This window comes from Bradyrhizobium sp. SUTN9-2, from assembly GCF_003122645.1.
GTDB classification, from domain to species: Bacteria; Pseudomonadota; Alphaproteobacteria; order Rhizobiales; family Xanthobacteraceae; genus Bradyrhizobium; species Bradyrhizobium yuanmingense.
The window spans coordinates 4,783,169-4,784,871 of record NZ_LAXE01000001.1; the positions used below are offsets into that span (position 1 = coordinate 4,783,169).

Below are 1,703 nucleotides of genomic sequence, written 5' to 3' on the forward strand. Positions count from 1 at the left end.
AGGCTATAGCTCAGGTCCGAGTTTCTACGCCCATCATCCGCCGATCTTCCAGAAAAAAGCGGTTCTCTCTTGCCGGGGGGCATGTTTGGCTTGTCCTGCCACCGAGGAGAAGCTCCGGCATGACCATCAGAACTTGACTGCCGTGCAGGACAGACGCCAACCAGGTGGCTGGTCCGTGTTTTTATCGATGGTCAGCCTTCAAACTGGCTTTCCTGTAACCCTATCACGTGAGCTATAAGTTGCTTGCGGACGCAGCGCACAGCGTGCTGTTTCGCGATCCTCTCACCCAGCGGATGAGCCTTGCGGAGGATGATGTTCGGCAAGGGCTTATGCACCAGCATCTTTCAACTCCGCCTCCAGCCGGCCCGTAAACAACAAGCAGAAGGGGGCTTGGACGAAAATCCCCCCTACACGAGCTTGGAACAAAGCCCGCGGCTCCCAAATTGCCGCTGAATGAAGTGGTTCACCGGCCTCTTAGCGCTCATCCTTCTCTGCCTGACGGTCTATACGGGTCGGCGTTCGTTTCGGCCTTAGCGCTGGTTTCGGCGGTCCGCAGCGGCGATGCTGTTGAGGTGATCGCCCGCACCGATCTGCCACACGTTCGGCATTCGATCGTTGACCAGGTCCTGTCGGCATATCTCGACCGGCTGGAGCAGAAATGGCCGGTGCGCCCGTTTGAACGCATGGCGATTAACGCGTTCGGCGCGACGATTGCCGACGATTTCGCGATGAAGCTCATAACCCCAGAAAATCTCTCAGAGATGCTTAAGACAGGCACCGTTCGTAACGCCGCGGAGAACTTTTGGAACGATGTCATCGCTGGCCGAGCTCGACATCTCCAACGTGATCGCTTTCGCCAGACGGGTCTCCCCGATCAAGCCCGTTGAAGTCGAGCTCCGCCTGGGTGAGAGCCTGGACGCTGGCAGTGTCAGCATGCATCTCGAAGGTACGACTTGGAAACTGTCGGGCATCAAGCTCCCGTCCAAGGTTCTCGCTGAAATTGTGAACCGCCTGCCGGCGCGATAAACTCTTGTCCTCGCCTTCTGATTGCGTAATGCTCGCGGCATAATGCTGACTGATCCGCGCCCGAAAATCGGGTAGGGCTACCTAATTGATTGACGGCCGGTCGATTCTTCGCTCGCTTTTGTCTCCAGCGAGGATGCGACCGGATGGTCCATTTCCTTCTGAGGGATCGCGGGTACTTGACTGACGATGGATAGCGCTAAGGCCGCCGCCTTTACGCTCGTGGCATAGATGACGAATATGCCTAGCGGGCTGAGGAACGAGACCGCAAGAAGCCAATGCACCTCGACCACATAAAAGAATTTCGTGGCGTATCTTCCCCACCGATCGTCACTCGTGTTGGAGAGAAATACTTCGTAGTCTAAGTGAGCGTGATTGTCAGTGTCGGCCTGCAAGAGAGTGCTGTATTCTCGCTCAATTTCTTTTAGGGCGTCCCAATGAAGCTTGCCGCTCAGATACTCATTGACGGTGCGATCGCGCAACGCCGCGATGGCTCGAGCGGACCGGATGAAGTTTTCAGATCGCGCATCGTACCGTTTTCCACCCTCGTACAGCGCGAACGCAGCGATCGCTGCAGACATGAAGAGAGATAGATAGGAAAGCAGATCTCTGACGTTCGCCTGCACCACCTTGTCGAGAGTCGATATTACGGCGAACAACATGGCATAAAAGGTGACGAC

The 1,703-nt window shown here is 56.1% G+C and carries 3 protein-coding genes; 2 read left to right on the forward strand and 1 reads right to left on the reverse strand.

Features of this window, described 5'->3' with window-relative positions; all coding sequences use genetic code 11:
- Nucleotides 1-238, forward strand: a 238-nt coding sequence (locus tag XF30_RS38900) for a hypothetical protein (protein WP_204524521.1), incomplete at its 5' end; no start/stop codon positions are given.
- A 205-nt stretch (nt 239-443) separates the two neighbouring features.
- Nucleotides 444-887 carry a DUF2939 domain-containing protein gene (locus tag XF30_RS22095; protein WP_244608997.1) on the forward strand — a complete coding sequence of 148 codons (444 nt, stop codon included), beginning with the start codon at nt 444-446 and terminating at the stop codon, nt 885-887.
- A gap of 216 nt (nt 888-1,103) precedes the next feature.
- Here XF30_RS22095 and XF30_RS22100 read toward each other — a convergent pair.
- Nucleotides 1,104-1,703 (reverse strand): SLATT domain-containing protein (locus XF30_RS22100; protein ID WP_158284403.1); only part of this gene is annotated, 600 nt, incomplete at its 5' end.